Below are 14,114 nucleotides of genomic sequence, written 5' to 3'. Positions count from 1 at the left end.
CCGGTCAGTGCCGGATTCCAGATCGTTCGCCGGCCGAGATGATCCACGGGAGTGAACTTGTGGAAGTCGAACGTGGACAGGCGGATCGCAGACCAGTCATCCACGTCCGAACCGTCGAACCCCAGACACACAGGACCCGACTTCGGCCGTTCCCGAACAACCACACGATCGCTGTACTGGCCCGGCTGCAACCAGGAACCAGAACCCATCGACGGGATGTTGCCGAAGAAGCGTGCCGCCTGGTTCGGGTCCTTCTTGACCAGCTTCGATGCTTCCGCCTCGATACGGTCAAGGTTCACCCATCCGGTGACCCGGTTGCCGCCGCGGTCGAGCTTCAGCGCCGAGTCACCGTAAACGATGCGGTGGATCTTCTGCCTGTCGACCTTGTTCGTGTACGACAAGTGCTCGGGCGCCTTCGTGTGATCCACCAGAACGTCAGGCTCATTCGACTCCGCTAGCTGCTGCGCAACCGAGTTCTCCGCGAGGTCCCAGCCGTTCGTGATCAGAACTGGGCGACCGCCGGTACCAGCGAGGCCGCGGTACTGAGTGTCGGCCATCTTCTCGAGCTGGCTCCCGCCCGGCCATGTACCCGGCTCATCCTGAGGGACGAACGTGACACGAGCACCAAGCCGAGAGAGTGCCTTCGACGTCACTGGTTCGATCCACCCAGCACCGGGAAGGTTGATGCGCGTCTCACCCGTATCCGGGATCAGATCCGTCAACGGGCCCGTGTCGATCATCGGCCGCAACGCCTTATAGACGTTGTCGGTCTGATCCTCAGTCGACGCCGTCACCTGGATGATCGCAGTCGGCCAGGGGCGTGCGACCGGTTCACCGTTCGCATCCCAGCCTGCGAAGATCACATCCCCGACAGCCTCAGCACAGATCATCGCCGCCACGAACGGGGACTTGCCCCACTTCTGCGGCCGAACCAGCATCGACTTCGTGTAATGCCATGCCGTCTGCCACGAGTGCTCGCGGGCTCCCTCATGCAAGCGGTAATGCTTGACGAGGAACGTCCACATCTCGTCGGTGAGCATGTACGGCTGCCCCGCGAGATCCCCGTCCGGGATCACGCAGTGCTCCTCAATCCACTCACCGATCGACCACCCAAGCGACGGGAACTCGCCCTCATACTCCGGGCCCCGCCAAGGCATCAGCCGACAACCTTCAGCTCAGCACGCTTGCTGGTCGCCTTCGACACCTTCGACTCATCGCGCCTCTCAGCAACCTCATCCGAAGTGACCTCCCACAGCAAGGAACGCAGCGCCTTCGGATTCAGACCAAGCCGATCCTCCATCTGACGAACCTCAGCCAGGATCGCCGCAGACGGCGAGTTCTCCGGGTTGGGATCCTCCGTCGCCTCAATCAGAAGCGCATACCGGGCAACGACTCGAGTCCAACCCTGCGCCTCCCACGCCGAAGCCTGAGGAGTGCGCCACAGATCAGCCCACACATCCGGCTCCGTACGAGACAGGATCGGCCACACCGGAACATCACCCTGACGCCCACCAGCTGGCAGCATCGTCTTCCCAACCGTCGCATTCCTACGACGACGACTCGACGGATCCTTCGGTGCAGGTCCAGGCATGGTGAAACCTCCGATGAAGCCTTGCGCTTCGCTGATCAGAGCAGGCCTTGCGCTCACTCACGGCAGCACCATTGCGGCACCCACCAGGCAGGCCCAGGAGGCCGCTCACGCGACTCCCAAACCCGTACACAGAAAAGATCCCATCCCCGGCGGTACGTCGTGGGTGGGGTCGAGGGGGTCATCCCCCAGGGGTGTGGTGGGCCTTGCGCCCTCCATCAGATCGGTTGCAGTGGACGTGTTCTGGTCCTGTCCACGTGGTGCGTGTGTTGTTGTGTCCGAGGTCCCATGGCTCTGCCCGTGCTATGGGTTGTCCGCACTTGGCGCATGGTGTGTGGCCTCGGGCTACGACTGGTGCCCATCTGCGGCGTTCTCTGTCGTGGGCTGTGTCGTATCCGCGTTGTTGTCTGCTGCCTCGTGTGTGTTCGTTGAGGCGGGCGTGGGTGGGGCAGCGGGGGCCGTAGGTCTTGGGGTAGATCTCGGGGCACCCGGGTTCGGAGCAGACTCTCACTGGTCGAGCGTGTCGCGCACGGTCTGCTTGAGCTCTTCGGTGTCGACGCTGAACACGATGGTGGCCCGGACAGTGGTGGGTCCGGCTGGGTTGAGCAGGGATACCTCTAGGCTGCCGGGGTCTATGTGCTGGGGGTCGATGCCTGCTGGCGAGATGGAGGGGAGGGCGAGGACTGCCTGCTCCCATTCGGTGCCGAGACTGATGGGCATCGTCACCCTCCGTTGGTTGGTTCCGTCCTGGGCCCGTCGTGGTGAACGTTGGGGTTGGTCCGGTCACGCTTGATGCCTGCACGGTGGGCATGCTTGGCGAGGAGTCTGCAACCTTGTTCTGAAGGGGGTGGTGTGATCGGGCCCAGGAGGGAAGACGGTCAGGTGTGGTGGCCTGATAGGTGGTGGGTCAGGTCGTAGAACCTGACCTGGTGAAACAAAGACGGCCCTCACGATGGAGGGCCGTCGGGCCACACCTGGTTGGTCCGGGTGGGCGGGGCTTGTGGCTTCCTGTCCGGTTTTGGGCGGACTTCTGGAAGGCACTCACATGTTAACACAAGCGTGTTGGTTTTGGTGGGTCATCCTGCGTGTCGTTCTTCGAGCTCTCCGATCAGTTCTTCGACGGCGTCGTGTCCGGTCCATGTGGTGACGGGGTCGCAGGCTTTGCAGATGGCGGAGAGGATGACGGGTTTGTCGTTGTCGTCGAGGCGGTACAGGAGTTCGAGGGGCCATGTTCCGCCTTCCCCATCCGGTCCGGTCCAGGTGCGTTTCCCGCAGATGGGGCATGGATAGGTGATGCTGCGCCGGCGGGGCGGGTCCATGTGTGCCCGGATCAGGTTCGCCCATCCGCATAGCTGGGTGATGTACCAGGCTGCTGCTTCGGGGTCACTGTTGAGCTTTGAGAAGCGGGGTAGCCAGTGCACCAGGTTGAGTCTGGCGTCCTTGACGGCGGTGACGTTGATGATGCGGCACCAGTCGGCCGTCTGTGAGGCGATCTTCGAGTACTCGTACAGGGCGGTCGAGTCGAGGATGTTCCTCGTGGAGGCGAGCGCTGAGGATCCTGCGGCGGTGTTGCTGGACGGGATGACAGCTTCACGGAACTGGTCGAGGAGTGGGGCGTGTTCGACGGTCCAGGTTTTCAGGTGGTTGCCGTCGTCGTCGAACTGTCGGACCTTCTCGACTACGGGTTTGGTGAGTGCTTCGACCGCTGCCAGGAGCGGATCAGTTTCAGACATGCGGGCGTCCCTTCGGGTTGATGCCCTGCCGTTTGAGGGCTGTGTTGTGTTCGTCGAGCATCACTTGGGCGTAGTTCCATTCCGAGAGGACAATGCGCATGTGTTCGAGCGCATCGGCGATGCCACGGAACGCTGCGGCGATACGGACGGAGGGCTTCTCAGGCATGCGGGGTCTCCTTTAGGTCGCGTTCTGCTTCGATGAGCCGGCTGATAGCGGCCGCATCCGTGGTCGTGGTGCAGAGAGCATGAGCATCCAGAAGAGCCTGCTTGCGGACGTGGCGGTCACGCGCCGATAGCCATCGGTTGAACTGGTCGGCCGCCGCAGCCTCCGTTACTCCTTCTGCGCGACCGTCGACCCACCACCATCTGACGTCCCCAGTCCAGGGGACCGAGAGTGCTGTTGTCGCTTCTTCGGTCACTGTCCTTCTCCTTCCGCGAGAGCACGGAGAGCGGCAATGCCTTGTGCGGCCGACCACTCAACACCTTTTGACCACTCGTCCCGGTTCTCGGCGACCAGGATGCGCTTGATCACTTCGGCGGCTTCTCGGAGTGCTTCCTTCCGCACTGCGGCGTCATGCTTGACCAACCAACGATCGAACTCGGCCTCTCCCTTGGCGTGGGTTTCGGCGCGAGATGCGTGCATCCACCTGTCCTTCACGTCCTGGGCGGAGGGGATTTCGTCGTCTCGAAACGTCTCTCGCATCACCCTTCCTCCCTTCGCGCTTGGTATCCGTCAAGGAATGCCGCCTCCGGGGACGCATGTTCGCCGTCACCACTAGTCCGCCATTTGTCCAATGCGGCCAATGCTGTCTCGTCATGCCACCAAACGTTGTCAACGGCCGCCAGATTGGTCGCTTCCTTCCGCGCCCACTCAGCACCAGCGATGAACGCGGCGCGTTGTACCTCGCCCAGGAACTGGCCCGGGTACCGGTTGGCGGCTTCGTCTGGGATGTTCACTGTTCCCCCTCGGGTCGCACGTCCAGGTCGGCTAGGTCAAAGTCGAATTCTGACCGCGGCCGGACGATGCCCCGGTGCTGCTCGATCCATTTGCGTTCCCAGTCCTGCATGTCTTGCGTCTGATCGAAATCCTTCTGTCCGCTCATGCCTGTTCCCCCTCAACCGGATCCGACAGGTCAGCGAGAACGGATTCGGTCGCCCGAAGAATCGCCGCCATCCGAATTTGGGTAGGCGGATGGGGTGCTTCCGCAGCGATATACGCCTTCGCTTCCCGAAACTCGTCCGCCAGCGTTCGGAGTTGTGCCCGCAGAGCGTCGTTCTCGGTAGCAACAGCGCGCAAATCGTCGCGGTAGTCGTTGATGCGGTGGACAAGTGCGCGGCGTTCAGCACGACGCGCCTCCCGCAGAGCATCACGCTCGTCGAGTGCGTCCTGCGTCGTCTCCGCCTCCTGGATGAGCGCGCGGTCGAGACCCTCAACAGCATTCGCCAGGGCGTGCAACACGTGCGCCGGCGTGAATCCACCGAACGCGGCGATCTTGCGTGCTTCCTCGACCAGCTTCGTGTAGTCGTCACTCATCGCTCATCGCTCTCCAAGTGGTTTGCGGCCATCGAACTGTCTGCGTAGTCCCAGTGGTTGCGGAGCTTGTACGCGCCATCCCAGCGGCGCTCACCACGCCACGTCATCTCTGGTTCTCCTTCTTGGGTGCGTGGCAGCAGATCCCTGCGACCGCTGAATGCCCGAACGGTGTCTTGCATTTCGCACAGCAGGGTTGCGGTGGGGTGGTTCGTTCTCTTGGTGTGGGTGCCCATTCAGGGCGAGGAGACAGATCGATACGGTTCCTCACGAGTGCACCGCCTCGGCCTTGCCGCCTGATGCCTCACCTGCGACGTACTTGGAATCGATGAGTTCGCGTTCGTACTTCACGACTTGCTCGCGCCAGAGGCTCGCACGACGCGGATACGAGTCGAATGCCTCGCGTGCGCGCCCCGCAGGATCGGTGTCCGACCAGGAATCGAACTGCATGATCACCGAGCCGTCGAATGTGTCCCAGATAGTCCAGCGCTCGCCTTCGCTGATGATGCGGCTCATGCTTCCTGCTCCTCGAATGCGCTGGGGAGGAACTCGAACTCGATGACTCGAAGCATTTCGGTTGGGGACAGTTCGGGTGCCGGCGGACGAGTGTGCTCCTGGTCATGCATCAGTGCCTTCTTTCGGGTGAGTGTTTCGCTTCGTGGTAGGAAGACCGAGATGCGTGTACGCGGTACGAACCGCATCCCAGGACACCCCGAGCTCCCGTGCTGTTTCCTTCATCGACCGGCCCAAACCATGCAGCTCACGGATCCGCGAAGCCACAACCTCGTCCTGCCAATCCAGGACAGGGGGACGGCCACGCACATCACGCTTCGGCTTCACATGCGGCAGGTCACACTTCGGCTCTGGTCGCGGCTGACCCAGCAGCCCTTGTGCGGCGTCCACGATCACGTCTGCGATGGACTGGCTACGGTTATCCGCGATGGTCGCGAGCTGCCCCCATACCTTCTCCGGGAAACGAACAACCTGAGTCATCACGCCACCCCCAGAGACGAGAGCCGACTTATCCACAGCCCTACTCGCGCGTTCAGGAAAGTGAGATGAGAATCCTTGGTCTTAACCGCGTACGTCAGTTGCGTTCGTTCGTACGTACGTACGTGGCATTTTTGAGCATGGCTGGGGCATATGCTCCCGGCATGCTCGGGCATTGCTCCGAGCATTACTCGGCCCTCCCGTTCTTCTTGCTCCACCGAGCCTCCGCAGCCTTCCGCGCCTTCTCAGAACGAGCCCTGGCAGCGTCATCAGTGGGCTGGTATTCCGCGTAATCATTGACTTCCCAGCCCCCCGGACGCTCATGCCACATGCCCACCTCGACGAGAAGCTGAGCCGACCGAGGGTTGCCATGGAACAGACCAAGCGCACCTTCCGGGATGAACCCGGCGTTGCCCTGTTCGGCGCAGTAACCGAGACCGAAAACGAACACGTTGAGTGCCCGATCGCCTCCCTTTTGAGGCAAGAGTGCGAGCACTTTGTGGTTCCGGGAGATCGCAGCCTGCACTCTCACCCAACTCAGGGCGTCCATCAGGCTGCACCCCCGAAGTCGAAATCGAGGGGCTGTTCGGTCTCTGCCTCGAGACGGTTCGCTGCTTTCTCGCACTGCGACTCGCGCTTCTCGAACAGGACTGCACGGCGCCCCAGCTGACGGGCCGCAACACCAGTCGAGCAGGAGCCAGCGAACAGATCCACCACCGTCCCACCGACCGGCACAGAGCTCGCTACGTACAGCTGCGCCAACTTGACGGGCTTCTCGGTCTCGTTGATCGCCTTCCCGTGCATCGAGCGAAGGCGGATGACTGATCGCATGAGGCGGTCGCCGCCGTCGACCGACGTGAACGGTGCCTTGTCGATAGCGCCCATTTGCGTCGGCCGGGTCTTTGTGCGGACTACCCGTTTGATTGCGTCGGGCGTCGTCGGCGGTTCGTTATGAAGCGCACCCCACTCGCCCCGGTAGAACTGCACCGCGAACTCGTGCACCCGTTTGAAGCGATCGGCGTGGAACCCGGATCCGTTGTGCTTCTCCCACACGGTGTCCTGGGCGAGCTTCCACCCCGCGGCGCGGAACTCGGCCACGTGCTCCATGAACATGCGGAACGATCCGAAGCACCACAGGTTCGAGGTTGCTCGAGCGGCGTCCGCCAGCCAGCCTTCTACCCAGACATCCCAGTCGAGGGAGGTCTCACCGTACGGCGGGTCAGTGACGATCGCGTCCGGGTGCGCTGCGTCTACGATGTCGAGGTGGTCGCGGTAGTCCCCGAGGTAGAGCGTGACGAGGTCGTCTTGGTAGTACGGGGTGCTCATGGTCTCCCTCCTTTCGTTGTGTATCCGCCGGCGGCTTCGATGAGTTCGACCGCGAGAGCCTTCGGAATGGACTTCGCACGCCCCTCCACATCAGGGAGGAAGTAGCCGCCCAGGTTGCGGTCATAGAACGGGACCTCATGGGCTGCCATCAACCGGTTCCTTCGCAGCTTCCACCCGTTGTGGAGGGCGAGTTCCTGAAGGTCGGACTCGAACCGCCCATTGCAGGGAATGCACGCCGTCAACCCATCAGCCGGGGTCAGGGCGGGTGCCTTCTTCCCACGACCCCCATGCCCACTTGCGGATCGGTGCTGCCACGACAACGGCCACTGCGCACCACACGACACACACCGGTACCCGTCACGCTTATACGTCAGGTCACGAACCTGCTTCGACGGGGCGGTCATCACTCGCTCTCCGTTCCGCGGAGCTGCTCGAGAGCGGTCGCATCGTCGGGGTGAAGGACCCACTTGTCGGAGATGGTCCGTCCGTCAGGAGCGATCTTCACCACGAACCATTTACCGCTCAGATCGCCGCGGTGGAGACGAACAGTTCCAGCATGCTCGCGGGTCATGCGGCCACCTCCAGCGTTTGGATCAGCTGCTCACCGATGAACTCCGTGTATGCCGGCGGGATCGCTTCTGAGAGCTCACGACGGTCAGAGGTCCAGTCGATGCCGAGCGCTTCCTGCCACTGCTCAACGGTGCCCTTACCTCCCCCGTTTCCGTAGACCGCGAAGTAGGGGCCGTCGTAGAACTTCCCGTGCCGCCACCCGGCGACCCGGCCTCGGTGTGGGATGTGCGCCGGCTTGACTGCAGCCCACCCGCCCAACTCGAAGAACCGGTGCCGAATGACACGAAGGCCGAACATCTCCCCACAGAGAGTGAGATCACGTCGAACGGGAGCGCCTTGCACGTTCTCGATGACGTAGGGAACACCTGTCTGCTCGAGGAGCTCGCGCACGGGCTCGATGAGAAGGGGCCACTCGTTGCCGTGCACAGCCTTCAACGCGGTGTAGCCCTGGCAGGGAGGCGATGCGTGGATCGCGACGATGTCGGCGAGGGTGATGTAGTCCCACTGCAGCATTCGGCCGAAGGGGCGCATGACTGCGGACTCGAAAACGATGCTTCCGCCGTTGAGCAGTGTCTGCAGGACCTCGAGGGCGTCGCCTTGATGGAACCCGAATGGGTAGTTGGGCTGGCTGTCTTTGTCCACTCCGAAGATGCGGAACCCTGCGCGGCGGTAACCCATGCCGGCGCCACCTGCGCAGCAAAAGAGATCCAACATGATGGGCTCGTTCATCCGGTCACCTCCGTGATGGTGACTTCGAAGTGCGGCTGCGCGTCCTTCTCGTATCGAATGGTGGCGCCGACTTTCTCCATGTACTGGGGTGCGTCGTCGGGGACCAGATGTGCGCTGATGCCTTTGTCTGCTCCGATTCCGTCGTAGATGGCTTTGAGGAACGGGGCGAGGTTGTCTTCGTCGCGTCGGTGGCGGGTGTTGACCACCCAGACGACGTCGACTCGGCATTTCTGCAGGGTGGGGATGTTGAGGGCGCGGATCTCGGTGCTGACGAAGAGGCGCACGTTCTGGGTGGAGGCGTGCTTGACCGCCCAGTGGGAGGGCCGATCGTTGGCGTTGAGTCCCTTGGGTGCCCGCTCGTATCCGAGGGTGAACGTCCACTGCCGGTTCATGCTGCGTCTCCCAACTGGTGGCGTAGTTTCCGCAGTTCACGTGCCGTGAGACCGCCCCACGTGCCCCAGTACTCGCCGTTGTCGATGGCGTATTGGAGGCATTGGGTGCGGACTTCGCAGGAGGTGCAGATGCGGATGGTGGGGCGTGGTGATTCGCCGCTTTCCGGGAACCACGCGTCGGGGTTGGTGGTGGCGCATGCGGCGTCGGCCATCCAGTCGAGTGCGGTTTCGTCGGTCAGGGTGACGGCGATCAGGTCGAACATGTCCGCGGTCATGCTGCCGTCTCCTTCGCGTCCTGGAACGCCTGCCGAAGGGCGGCGAGGATGTCCTTGTTGGCGCCGGCGGCACGCGCTGCGATACCGAGAGCCGAGATGGCGTCGGGGTTGCCCTCGGCTGCCTCAAGTTCGGTGAGCCAGTCGCGTCCGGACGTGTCTTCGGGGTCAGCGGTGGTCGCGCCGTACTGTCGTGCGTCTGCACCGTCTGCTAGGCCGAGGACTCCCCAGAGCCAGTCCATCGTGAAGTCCGGTTTCGGGGTCTTCCTGTCCAGCTGGAATCGGGTGGACTTGACCTTGCGGATCAGGTATTCGCCACGTTCCGGCATCTCGACGATGACCTGCGCGTCGTACGGCAGCGTCTTGTAGCCCTGGATCTTCCACTCCCGCTCAGTGGTGGGCGTCTTGCCGTTCATGACGACGACCTGCTCGAGACGGGAAGTGAGGATCACGGGGCCGTTGTGGCGGCGCAGTCGGTCGTAGAACTGCTTCCACGTCTTCGCTGCTTCGTTCCACAGCTCAACCGAGATGGGGGCGTCATCGCTGCGGGAGGCGTTCTGCTTCTTCGAGTTCGCCTTGGTCTGTGCGTTCGTGGACAGCAGATCCCAGAACCGTCCCCCGGAGTCGATCACCCACAGGGTGGGCAGCCCGTCGACGTCGGGTTCCTTCTCCATTTCGTCGAGAGTGGAGATGATGCCCTTGGCGGTGCCGTCGTGGAGGACGATGTCAAAGTTCGCTCCGGGAATGGCGCCGTATTCGTCGGGCATGTCTTCGTCGATGGTGACGGCGAGGGTTCGGCCGATCCGGGGGCTTGCTGAGGCGCTCAGAGCCGCCCACGTCTTACCGGCTCCCTCGCGTCCTGCGAGGACCGTGATCGGCCACGAAGGACGTCCTGTGGGGCGTCTGGTCTGGATCGTCATGCGATTGCTCCTTCGAGGAACATCAGCCACGTGGGTGGCTGGATCGGGTCTGGGGTGACGCTGTATCCCGGCCAGAGGTCGGCATCCGTGCAGGCGGCGAACTTCGCGTAGCCCTCGCGGACTCTCTTGCGCCCCATGTCGGCGAACTCCGGAGCGAGCTCATACACGCCGACTAGATATGGCGCTGTCTTCTCCACCACAACGAACTTCATGCGGGCCATGAACTCGCCCGTGGCGGCGGCGTATGTGCCTAGGTAGTGCTCCTGACGGACGTCGTACCGGAGTTCGGGTTTCGCGACGGTGCGGGCGAATGCTTCCGGGGAGGCATCCGATGCACTGGTTTTCAGGTCGACGCACCAGGGGTCGTCGACGGTGAAGTCGGGGAGGTAGTCGAACCGGCAGCGGATGGGTACACCGGCGTCGGGGTCGGTGGCGAAAACGGATGCTTCCGCCTGCCCTGCCTGCTCGAACAGAGACCGTGCCAGCGGGTGGGCGAGGACGGACTCTGCGATGGCGTTGATCTCGTCGTACTCGGACTTCTTCACCGGGATCCGTCCGTGATCGCGGGCATCCTGGATGAACGCCTTCGCTTCCTTCGTGGAGGCTGCACCGTTGATCGCGAGGTATTCGTCGGGGATGTCTGTGATGGGTGCACCGATACCGAGGACTTTCCCGTGCACCGCACTGCCGACGTCGTACGCCTTCTTCGCGGGTTCGGGGTTGTCCCGGTAGTGCTTGTACTTCGCCGGCGCCTGCAACAGCTTCACCAGACCCGTGCTGCTGAGCGCAGGGTCGGAATGGTAGAGACGCTCATCGAGGCCGTGAACGATGCCTGTGTAGCTCATTCGTGGTCCTCCGCCTCATCGTCGACGTCCTCGTACCATTCGTCGAAGTAGTCGAGGTCGTCGAGGTCGTACGGGTTGGTTTCGAGAGGGTCAGGGAGAGAACCGAATCTGGTCATCAGTCCGTCACCTCCTCGCCGGCGTGCGTGCCGTCGCCCTTGCAGACCTCCGCGATCCAGCCGTGCTCGCAGGTGTTCCATAGGAAGTCGCTCCGCAGTGGCAGCGGCGGTGTGACCATCGGTGCCCACGGTGCGGCGTTCATGCGAGGTCGATTCCGGGTCGGGGCGGATACGGGATTGAGAGATCGTCCTGGTCGCGGAGTTCGTCACCGGCTGCAGCAAGGTCGTCGTCGTGTGCGGGTTCTTGTGTGTGGAACACGGGGAGGACGGGTGCGGTCGGGGCGGGTGTGCGGGTGGGGAGGTCACGGTTCGAGAACTCGGGACCGTAGAGAATGTCCGCCAGGTTGCGGGTGAGGTCATTCATCGGATGCCCCCTCGAGCCAACCGAGCACGTCGGGGCTTGTCTCACCGCTGTTGAGTTGGTCGGCAGTAAGGCCCGCAACTCGCCATGTTACGAACGGGGCGACGCGGGATGTGACGGAATCGAGGACGCCAGGCATACCCGAGCCATCCGTGACTACGGAGTAGCGGAACCGGGCGCTCATCGGGTGCCTGCCAGGACGTCGAGTGCCAACGTGAGGCCGGGTGTGGTCTCGGTTTCCCGGGTGATGCCGGTTCTCCTGTCGTTCAGGGCCGCGTTGAGCACAGCCCGCTGAGCGTCCACGTAGGGGTGCACGATCGAGGTGGAAGGGATGCTGGCGAGGGCGGTCTCTACCTGCTCCTTCGCCGCACGAACCCGATCCAGGTTCGTCTTCAACTTGGTAGTCATTTCGGGTCTTCTCCTTCGATGAGGTCGTTGAGCCAGGTAGCGGTGATGCCTAGGAGGGCGCCGCCACCGGCGATAAGGGAGCCGATCATTACGAGGAACGGCAGTGCGGCCAGTACGGCCAGTACGGTGATGAGGCAGCCGCCGAGGATGATGAAGATGAGGAACGCGTTCGCACGGTTCACCGAAAACGCACCCCCTGCAGGTAGAGCACCCAGAGGGCTACAGCGAGCGCTGCGAGGAGCAGGCCGGCGAGGGCGATGGCTTTCGGTACCCAGTCGGGGCGTCCGGGCTTGAAGGCGTTCATCCCCACACCGCCTTCACAACCGTGCAGACAACCCACACGAACGGGAGGAGCAGAACACCAGCGGTGGCACCGGCCGCGATCACGGCCACCCATGCGGGGCCCGGGTTCTCAGGTGTGTAGTCGTGTCTCATCACGACACCTCCCCGAGAATCGCGTGAGCGAGATTCATGAAGCCCACGAACTCCTCTTCGTGGTCTTCCTCGCGCCAGGGACCCGGGGTGCTATTCGCCTTGAGATGGTCGAGCTTCTCGATCGCTGTTGCGATCGTCTCCGCGGCGTTCATCGGGACACCATCCGAGCGAATGCGTCCGCGATCAGCGCCGGACCTGCGTCGTCCAGGTGGACTCGATCGCACGGGGCGACCTCGTGCTGGATGAGGTCAACGCCGTAGCGGTCCGCGAGGGACAGCAGCACGCGTCGGATCAGCTTCGTGTCAGGACGCTCGGGCGACGACCCGTACGAATCGGCACGGACGTTCGGGACACCCGCCAGAGCCCGGATACAACCCGCGAGGGCGTCCGCCTCCGGAACAGCGGTCGGTGTCGGCGTGGCCTTGACCTGCTCCTTCCACGCATCCCTTTCGGTACGCATCTGCGCTTCACGGTCCTGTGCTTCGCGAACCTTCGTGACCAGCTGCGCTTTCGTGAGTTCGATGAGTGCCATTAGCAGGTCGCCTCCTCTACTTCGTTGTCGACCTTGTCGACCGGGGGAATGAACGTGGACCGCGGAAACAACGGCAGAACGATCTGGGCGTGCTTACTCATCGGGTCACCTCCTGCCCCAGAAGTCGAGCGCGCTCAGCGGTGAAGAATGCGACGTCGTCCCAGAAGCCGAGCTTCCGAGCGGACACGATCAGTGCATCCAGTTCGGGAATCGTCCAGAGGCTCATCGGAATGCCTTCCTCTCGACAAGGTGCATCCAGACCGTCACAGCCACGAACACCACACCCGTCGCCGTCACAGCACCCGCAGCGAAAAACCTGAACGTGCGCATCAGAGGGCCTCCCCACGGACGTCAGCACGAATCAGTGCCGCACCGAGACGAGCAGTAGGGATGATCTCCTGCTCAGCGAGGCGCTCCCACAACTGACCAGCAGGAGCCTGCAGCGTCCAGTTCGACCGCTCATCCGCATCGCAGATGATCGTGATCGTCTCCGGGTGCAGCATCTGCATCGGTGCCCGGTTCCACGTCGTCACCACCTGCGCGGTCATGACGCCACCGCCGCGGCCGAGTCAGACAGGCGCCGGTAGATGACATCCAGCCCCTTACCCGTGATCCGAACCTGCGGGGCCGACGACTGAAGGGTTTCCCCCGTCACCGTGTCCACATAGGTGCGGATCTTCTCCGTCAACAGACCCTGCTCGAGGATCCGCTGGTAGGCGTGGGGCCGGCCCTTGTGGTCCCGGTACATCCACACCCAATCGACCAGCAGCGCAACCAGCCGCTTCTGACCGATGACGATGTGCTTCTGCTCGAACAAGCAGTGCGCAGCATCCGTGTACGACCACGACCCCGCCGACGACACCAACGCATCCCACGCCGACGCCTTCGGCGCCAGAACCTCGATCTCCTGCGCCTGCTGTTCCGTCTTCGTCTTGAGGATGGTGAGCGCCTGAAGAACGACCTCCGTCTCCGAGAGCTCGCGGCGGGGTGTGGCGCCGTTGATCCATTCGTGGATCTTGTCGGCGAGTTCACGCTGGTACCGCTCGACCATGACCCGTGACTCCTCGTCACGGATCCGGGAAGTGGTGATGGTCGCCAGCCACATGCCGACGATGCGGGTGTTGATGAGGTAGCGGGGATAGGAGCGCTCAGCACCCGGGAGCATGACCTTCGTTACAAAGGTCATGCCCTGCGCCCACGCCTGACGCTCAAGCGACTGACGCTGACCCTCAGCGTCAAGCCCGAGGTTGTCACACAGCTGCCCTAGGAGCAGATAATCGACTCCGTCGAGAGTGATGGTGTTGATGCTCTGCCCATAGAAGCTGTGTGTTGCGGCCTTCGCGGGTAGAATGTCGGTGGAATTCAC

At 63.0% G+C, this 14,114-nt stretch carries 26 protein-coding genes; all 26 read right to left on the bottom strand.

Going from position 1 to position 14,114, the window contains the following annotated elements:
* Positions 1 to 1,076, bottom strand: a 1,076-nt coding sequence (locus BGO91_RS17035) for a hypothetical protein (RefSeq protein ID WP_290473925.1), incomplete at its 3' end; no start/stop codon positions are given.
* Between the two features lie 80 nt (positions 1,077 to 1,156).
* Complete coding sequence (locus tag BGO91_RS17030; protein WP_290473924.1) at positions 1,157 to 1,489, bottom strand: hypothetical protein; 333 nt, start codon at positions 1,487 to 1,489, stop codon at positions 1,157 to 1,159.
* A 606-nt stretch (positions 1,490 to 2,095) separates the two neighbouring features.
* Complete coding sequence (locus BGO91_RS17025; protein WP_290473923.1) at positions 2,096 to 2,314, bottom strand: hypothetical protein; 219 nt, start codon at positions 2,312 to 2,314, stop codon at positions 2,096 to 2,098.
* A gap of 350 nt (positions 2,315 to 2,664) precedes the next feature.
* Positions 2,665 to 3,321: a hypothetical protein gene (locus tag BGO91_RS17020; protein ID WP_290473922.1), complete on the bottom strand. Its 657-nt coding sequence runs from the start codon at positions 3,319 to 3,321 to the stop codon at positions 2,665 to 2,667.
* Positions 3,314 to 3,487 carry a hypothetical protein gene (locus BGO91_RS17015; RefSeq protein ID WP_290473921.1) on the bottom strand — a complete coding sequence of 58 codons (174 nt, stop codon included), beginning with the start codon at positions 3,485 to 3,487 and terminating at the stop codon, positions 3,314 to 3,316. Before BGO91_RS17015 ends, BGO91_RS17020 begins: the two co-directional genes overlap by 8 nt.
* A 249-nt stretch (positions 3,488 to 3,736) precedes the next feature.
* A complete protein-coding gene (locus BGO91_RS17010; RefSeq protein WP_290473920.1) occupies positions 3,737 to 4,027 on the bottom strand; it encodes a hypothetical protein in 291 nt (96 codons plus the stop codon).
* A gap of 247 nt (positions 4,028 to 4,274) precedes the next feature.
* Positions 4,275 to 4,424 carry a hypothetical protein gene (locus BGO91_RS17005; protein ID WP_290473919.1) on the bottom strand — a complete coding sequence of 50 codons (150 nt, stop codon included), beginning with the start codon at positions 4,422 to 4,424 and terminating at the stop codon, positions 4,275 to 4,277.
* Positions 4,421 to 4,855 carry a hypothetical protein gene (locus tag BGO91_RS17000; protein WP_290473918.1) on the bottom strand — a complete coding sequence of 145 codons (435 nt, stop codon included), beginning with the start codon at positions 4,853 to 4,855 and terminating at the stop codon, positions 4,421 to 4,423. Before BGO91_RS17000 ends, BGO91_RS17005 begins: the two co-directional genes overlap by 4 nt.
* A gap of 264 nt (positions 4,856 to 5,119) precedes the next feature.
* Positions 5,120 to 5,368, bottom strand: coding sequence for a hypothetical protein (locus BGO91_RS16995; RefSeq protein WP_290473917.1), 249 nt, complete (start codon positions 5,366 to 5,368; stop codon positions 5,120 to 5,122).
* A 102-nt stretch (positions 5,369 to 5,470) separates the two neighbouring features.
* Positions 5,471 to 5,845 (bottom strand): hypothetical protein, encoded by a 375-nt coding sequence (locus BGO91_RS16990; protein ID WP_290473916.1) that lies wholly within the window; start codon positions 5,843 to 5,845, stop codon positions 5,471 to 5,473.
* Between the two features lie 546 nt (positions 5,846 to 6,391).
* On the bottom strand, positions 6,392 to 7,168 hold the full coding sequence (locus tag BGO91_RS16985) for a site-specific DNA-methyltransferase (RefSeq protein ID WP_290473915.1): 777 nt from the start codon (positions 7,166 to 7,168) through the stop codon (positions 6,392 to 6,394).
* The gene (locus BGO91_RS16980; RefSeq protein WP_290473914.1) at positions 7,165 to 7,317 is read right to left on the bottom strand and encodes a hypothetical protein; all 153 of its coding nucleotides are present in this window, start codon (positions 7,315 to 7,317) and stop codon (positions 7,165 to 7,167) included. Before BGO91_RS16980 ends, BGO91_RS16985 begins: the two co-directional genes overlap by 4 nt.
* A 418-nt stretch (positions 7,318 to 7,735) precedes the next feature.
* A complete protein-coding gene (locus BGO91_RS16975; protein ID WP_290473913.1) occupies positions 7,736 to 8,467 on the bottom strand; it encodes a hypothetical protein in 732 nt (243 codons plus the stop codon).
* A complete protein-coding gene (locus tag BGO91_RS16970) occupies positions 8,464 to 8,859 on the bottom strand; it encodes a hypothetical protein (protein ID WP_290473912.1) in 396 nt (131 codons plus the stop codon). The genes BGO91_RS16975 and BGO91_RS16970 overlap by 4 nt, the downstream gene beginning before the upstream one ends.
* Positions 8,856 to 9,134, bottom strand: coding sequence for a WhiB family transcriptional regulator (locus tag BGO91_RS16965; protein ID WP_290473911.1), 279 nt, complete (start codon positions 9,132 to 9,134; stop codon positions 8,856 to 8,858). Before BGO91_RS16965 ends, BGO91_RS16970 begins: the two co-directional genes overlap by 4 nt.
* A complete protein-coding gene (locus BGO91_RS16960) occupies positions 9,131 to 10,051 on the bottom strand; it encodes an AAA family ATPase (protein ID WP_290474493.1) in 921 nt (306 codons plus the stop codon). Before BGO91_RS16960 ends, BGO91_RS16965 begins: the two co-directional genes overlap by 4 nt.
* Positions 10,048 to 10,896, bottom strand: coding sequence for a PD-(D/E)XK nuclease-like domain-containing protein (locus BGO91_RS16955; protein WP_290473910.1), 849 nt, complete (start codon positions 10,894 to 10,896; stop codon positions 10,048 to 10,050). Before BGO91_RS16955 ends, BGO91_RS16960 begins: the two co-directional genes overlap by 4 nt.
* A gap of 115 nt (positions 10,897 to 11,011) precedes the next feature.
* Positions 11,012 to 11,155: a hypothetical protein gene (locus BGO91_RS16950; RefSeq protein WP_290473909.1), complete on the bottom strand. Its 144-nt coding sequence runs from the start codon at positions 11,153 to 11,155 to the stop codon at positions 11,012 to 11,014.
* A gap of 398 nt (positions 11,156 to 11,553) precedes the next feature.
* A complete protein-coding gene (locus tag BGO91_RS16945) occupies positions 11,554 to 11,781 on the bottom strand; it encodes a hypothetical protein (RefSeq protein ID WP_290473908.1) in 228 nt (75 codons plus the stop codon).
* Positions 11,778 to 11,963, bottom strand: a complete 186-nt coding sequence (locus tag BGO91_RS16940; protein ID WP_290473907.1) for a hypothetical protein — start codon at positions 11,961 to 11,963, stop codon at positions 11,778 to 11,780. Before BGO91_RS16940 ends, BGO91_RS16945 begins: the two co-directional genes overlap by 4 nt.
* Positions 11,960 to 12,085: a hypothetical protein gene (locus BGO91_RS16935; protein WP_290473906.1), complete on the bottom strand. Its 126-nt coding sequence runs from the start codon at positions 12,083 to 12,085 to the stop codon at positions 11,960 to 11,962. The genes BGO91_RS16940 and BGO91_RS16935 overlap by 4 nt, the downstream gene beginning before the upstream one ends.
* Positions 12,086 to 12,215: 130 nt before the next feature.
* Positions 12,216 to 12,368 carry a hypothetical protein gene (locus BGO91_RS16930; protein WP_290473905.1) on the bottom strand — a complete coding sequence of 51 codons (153 nt, stop codon included), beginning with the start codon at positions 12,366 to 12,368 and terminating at the stop codon, positions 12,216 to 12,218.
* Positions 12,365 to 12,748 (bottom strand): hypothetical protein, encoded by a 384-nt coding sequence (locus tag BGO91_RS16925; protein WP_290473904.1) that lies wholly within the window; start codon positions 12,746 to 12,748, stop codon positions 12,365 to 12,367. The genes BGO91_RS16930 and BGO91_RS16925 overlap by 4 nt, the downstream gene beginning before the upstream one ends.
* Positions 12,749 to 12,845: 97 nt before the next feature.
* Positions 12,846 to 12,974, bottom strand: coding sequence for a hypothetical protein (locus BGO91_RS16920; protein ID WP_290473903.1), 129 nt, complete (start codon positions 12,972 to 12,974; stop codon positions 12,846 to 12,848).
* A 103-nt stretch (positions 12,975 to 13,077) separates the two neighbouring features.
* The gene (locus BGO91_RS16915; RefSeq protein WP_290473902.1) at positions 13,078 to 13,296 is read right to left on the bottom strand and encodes a hypothetical protein; all 219 of its coding nucleotides are present in this window, start codon (positions 13,294 to 13,296) and stop codon (positions 13,078 to 13,080) included.
* Positions 13,293 to 14,114 carry a phage antirepressor KilAC domain-containing protein gene (locus BGO91_RS16910; protein WP_290473901.1) on the bottom strand — a complete coding sequence of 274 codons (822 nt, stop codon included), beginning with the start codon at positions 14,112 to 14,114 and terminating at the stop codon, positions 13,293 to 13,295. Before BGO91_RS16910 ends, BGO91_RS16915 begins: the two co-directional genes overlap by 4 nt.

Origin of the sequence: Leifsonia sp. 71-9, assembly GCF_001898805.1 — a bacterium.
In the GTDB taxonomy this organism is placed as follows: Bacteria; Actinomycetota; Actinomycetes; order Actinomycetales; family Microbacteriaceae; genus Leifsonia.
This window is presented reverse-complemented; position numbering and strand designations above follow the sequence as displayed.

Bases quoted from the DNA above. Each gene is read 5' to 3' on its own strand.
- BGO91_RS17020 (WP_290473922.1), bottom strand. From the start codon at position 3,321: ATGTCTGAAACTGATCCGCTCCTGGCAGCGGTCGAAGCACTCACCAAA.
- BGO91_RS17015 (WP_290473921.1), bottom strand. From the start codon at position 3,487: ATGCCTGAGAAGCCCTCCGTCCGTATCGCCGCAGCGTTCCGTGGCATC.
- BGO91_RS17005 (WP_290473919.1), bottom strand. From the start codon at position 4,424: ATGAGCGGACAGAAGGATTTCGATCAGACGCAAGACATGCAGGACTGG.
- BGO91_RS17000 (WP_290473918.1), bottom strand. From the start codon at position 4,855: ATGAGTGACGACTACACGAAGCTGGTCGAGGAAGCACGCAAGATCGCC.
- BGO91_RS16995 (WP_290473917.1), bottom strand. From the start codon at position 5,368: ATGAGCCGCATCATCAGCGAAGGCGAGCGCTGGACTATCTGGGACACA.
- BGO91_RS16990 (WP_290473916.1), bottom strand. From the start codon at position 5,845: ATGACTCAGGTTGTTCGTTTCCCGGAGAAGGTATGGGGGCAGCTCGCG.
- BGO91_RS16985 (WP_290473915.1), bottom strand. From the start codon at position 7,168: ATGAGCACCCCGTACTACCAAGACGACCTCGTCACGCTCTACCTCGGG.
- BGO91_RS16980 (WP_290473914.1), bottom strand. From the start codon at position 7,317: ATGGCAGCCCATGAGGTCCCGTTCTATGACCGCAACCTGGGCGGCTAC.
- BGO91_RS16975 (WP_290473913.1), bottom strand. From the start codon at position 8,467: ATGAACGAGCCCATCATGTTGGATCTCTTTTGCTGCGCAGGTGGCGCC.
- BGO91_RS16970 (WP_290473912.1), bottom strand. From the start codon at position 8,859: ATGAACCGGCAGTGGACGTTCACCCTCGGATACGAGCGGGCACCCAAG.
- BGO91_RS16965 (WP_290473911.1), bottom strand. From the start codon at position 9,134: ATGACCGCGGACATGTTCGACCTGATCGCCGTCACCCTGACCGACGAA.
- BGO91_RS16960 (WP_290474493.1), bottom strand. From the start codon at position 10,051: ATGACGATCCAGACCAGACGCCCCACAGGACGTCCTTCGTGGCCGATC.
- BGO91_RS16955 (WP_290473910.1), bottom strand. From the start codon at position 10,896: ATGAGCTACACAGGCATCGTTCACGGCCTCGATGAGCGTCTCTACCAT.
- BGO91_RS16950 (WP_290473909.1), bottom strand. From the start codon at position 11,155: ATGAACGCCGCACCGTGGGCACCGATGGTCACACCGCCGCTGCCACTG.
- BGO91_RS16945 (WP_290473908.1), bottom strand. From the start codon at position 11,781: ATGACTACCAAGTTGAAGACGAACCTGGATCGGGTTCGTGCGGCGAAG.
- BGO91_RS16935 (WP_290473906.1), bottom strand. From the start codon at position 12,085: ATGAACGCCTTCAAGCCCGGACGCCCCGACTGGGTACCGAAAGCCATC.
- BGO91_RS16930 (WP_290473905.1), bottom strand. From the start codon at position 12,368: ATGAACGCCGCGGAGACGATCGCAACAGCGATCGAGAAGCTCGACCAT.
- BGO91_RS16925 (WP_290473904.1), bottom strand. From the start codon at position 12,748: ATGGCACTCATCGAACTCACGAAAGCGCAGCTGGTCACGAAGGTTCGC.
- BGO91_RS16920 (WP_290473903.1), bottom strand. From the start codon at position 12,974: ATGAGCCTCTGGACGATTCCCGAACTGGATGCACTGATCGTGTCCGCT.
- BGO91_RS16915 (WP_290473902.1), bottom strand. From the start codon at position 13,296: ATGACCGCGCAGGTGGTGACGACGTGGAACCGGGCACCGATGCAGATG.